This is a genomic window from Candidatus Polarisedimenticolia bacterium (assembly GCA_035764505.1).
Lineage (GTDB): Bacteria > Acidobacteriota > Polarisedimenticolia > Gp22-AA2 > AA152 > AA152.
In genome coordinates, this window is sequence record DASTZC010000087.1 from 1 (window position 1) to 2,841 (window position 2,841).

A 2,841-nucleotide genomic window follows, 5' to 3' on the forward strand; every position below is an offset into this window, starting at 1 on the left:
GGAGGCGATTTGAGGAGACACAGGGAAATCTGGCCGTGATTTCGGGCCCGGCCGGACGCGGGCCAGATAGCGGGACGCCGTGCGCTCGCCGACGACGTAGCCGAGCTTCAGGAGTTCTCCGTGGATCCTGGGGTGCAGCGAGGCTAGCTGATGTTCCAGCGGGTGGGAGTCCCGCCGGTGGAGGCGCCCAGCCACCACTGTAGTCATACCCGGCGATGGGAAGGGCGACCGACCCATCGAAAGCCCGGACGTAAAAGTCTCCGTGGCCGAGGAATCTCGGTCGATCCGGCAAGGGAGGCAAGCGACTTGGCAGGTTGTAGCGGAAGCGAACCAGGAAGCCCCGAAAGCACGGCCCCACGTGAACCGGATTGTGGGGGATTGGGAGTGCCGAGCCTTTCTCAGGAAGGCGAAGGCCGAAGCCGGCGATGAGCAGAGCTGGGAGATGAACATCGACGGACTTCCCGGGGTCTTAGAGGACGACATGCCAAGAAGGAGCAGTCAGCGAAAGCCCGGAACCGCTCGCGGGTCGCCGAGGCCGGGAAGCCGGCACAGCGAAGGCGCCGCATATAACCTGCTATGCAGGGAAGTTGTGACGTGCCTGGGAGTGGGGCGGATGGGGCCGATTAAGCGATGAGGGCCGAGACAATACAACTCGGTCGGAGCGAGGGCCCCTGGGGTAGAGCGGCGTGGGCCGCTCGCACGGCGGTGCACCATCGAGCAGGCGTCTTCGACTCCGATCGAAGGGAACGCGCTGCCACGGAATGCACGAAGGACGGAGGCAAACTGACGACGCGATGTGTGGGCGCCGTGCAGGAAGGCCCGTCTGATAAGCCGGCCTTGGAGCCGTACTGGGGAAAACCCGATGTACGGAATCTTAGGGGGGACGATGGAAACGTCGGCATCATTCGAAGCCCGGTCCGCGCCATCGTCCTACCCGACAGCGCCCCAGGTTGGGTTCTCCTGGGCCATCTGCCGGATGAGACGTCGAATCTCGGCCCGTGTTTTCGGGCGGCCGGCCAGAGACTTCCGGCGCCAGTCAGAATGGGACGACCGGCTCCAATCGCGAGTCCGTAGGTTACGCTCGCGATCGGCTGACCGTAGCGCAGAGCTACGAGCGAAAGGAGCCAGCCGATGGACAAAGATATCCGACACGTGGGCTTCGATGTGGACACGGAGAAGATCGCCGTCGCGGTAGCAGAGCCGGGAGGCGAGGTGAGGTCGCTGGGGATCATCCCCAGCCGCGAGGATGCGGTGCGGCGGCTGGTGAAGAAGTTGGGGCCGGCGAGCCGACTTCGGATCTGTTACGAGGCGGGACCTCACGGGTACAGCTTGTACTGGCAACTCAGCGAGCTTGGAGTGCACTGTGACGTGGTCGCACCGACGTTGGTACCGGTAAAGTCGGGGGATCGGGTGAAGACCAACCGGCGGGATGCTGAGAAACTGGCGCGCTGCTATCGAAGTGGCGATCTGACGGCGGTGTGGGTGCCGGATGCCGCGCACGAAGCGCTGCGCGACCTGGTGCGGGCACGCGAGGCTGCGAAGAAGGACCAACTGCGTGCGCGGCACCGCCTCGGTAAATTTCTCTTGCGCCGCGGGCTCCGCGCGGCGGCAGGCGTGAAGAGCTGGACGGTGAAGCACCTCCTGTGGGTGAAGACGCTGCGCTTCGAGCACGCGGCCCAGGAGGCCGCCTTCCTCGACTACCTGCACGAGGTGGAGCACGCGGCGGAGAGGGTGGCGCGGCTGGAAGCAGCGATTGACCAGGCAATCGAGGCGGCGCCAGCGGAGATGCGGGCGGTGATTTCTGGGCTGCAGGCCCTGCGCGGGATCAAGAAGGTCTCCGCGGCGAGCATCGTGGCCGAGGTGGGTCCACTCTCGCGCTTCTCCCGACCCAAGCAGCTCATGGGTTACAGCGGTATGGTCTCGAGCGAGGACTCGACGGGCAGCAGCGTGCGCCGGGGAGCGATCACCAAGACGGGTAACGCCCACCTGCGCCGCATCATCGGCGAGGCGGCTTGGGCATACCAGTACCGGCCCTCGATGTCGCCACTTCTCAGGCAGCGCCAGGAGGGACTGAGTGAGGAGGTCAAGGAGATCGCCTGGAAGGCGGCGCACCGACTGTGCTCGCGCTACCGGCGCCTCACGGCCAAGGGCAAGCTCCGGCAGAAGGTCGCCACCGCCATCGGCCGCGAGCTGCTCGGCTTCATCTGGGCGATCGGAATGCAGGTCGAGAAGGAGCAGCAGCGCACCAAGGGGCACGGTCGCGCCGCCTAGATCACGATCAACGGCGCACCTAAGGAGAAAAGTACGAGGATGGGATCTCCTGGAGCAGAGCGAGCGTCGGTCGAGGGACACACGGAAAGGAGGACCCTCGCTTCTTCTATGTGGCAGGCAAACGGCCTGACCCACGAAGCCAGTCCGAGGCAGCTCCCGACGGATCACGACCATGACGGCGAGTCACAAGCTCGATCCGCGAATATCAGAGTGATCAACCGTCGCGCCTGTCGCCTCGACCGCCGCTTTCTCTGCTCCAGGATCACCGGAGGGAACCGAGCGAGCTGCAATCAGAATTGATCGGTCGTCCCATATCAGAAGAGGCGGAACGCGTGGCGGTGCCAGGCGATCACGGTCTCCGGCTTGACCAGAACCAAGGAGTCTTTCCAGCCGCTCCAATGACGGAGGGCGAAGGCCCAGAGAGCCCGGTCCCAGCAGGTGAACGGGCGTCGAGCGGGACTCGACCGTTCTAGGACGGCGAGTTGGTGACGGAGGGCGAGAATCTCGGCGGCGAAGGCGGCTCGAGAGGCGGCGAAGGCAACCAAGGAGGCGAAAGGAGCCTGACCACCG

The 2,841-nt window shown here is 65.2% G+C and carries 2 protein-coding genes; one reads left to right on the plus strand and one right to left on the minus strand.

Annotated features, from left to right (window positions below; translation table 11 throughout):
• Window positions 1-1,131 precede the first annotated feature (1,131 nt).
• Window positions 1,132-2,271, plus strand: coding sequence for an IS110 family transposase (locus tag VFW45_05895; GenBank protein HEU5180302.1), 1,140 nt, complete (start codon window positions 1,132-1,134; stop codon window positions 2,269-2,271).
• 314 nt (window positions 2,272-2,585) lie between these two features.
• Here the strand turns inward: VFW45_05895 and VFW45_05900 are convergent.
• Window positions 2,586-2,841: hypothetical protein (locus tag VFW45_05900; protein HEU5180303.1), on the minus strand; the 256-nt coding region annotated here is incomplete at its 5' end.

Bases quoted from the DNA above. Each gene is read 5' to 3' on its own strand.
- VFW45_05895 (HEU5180302.1), top strand. From the start codon at position 1,132: ATGGACAAAGATATCCGACACGTGGGCTTCGATGTGGACACGGAGAAG.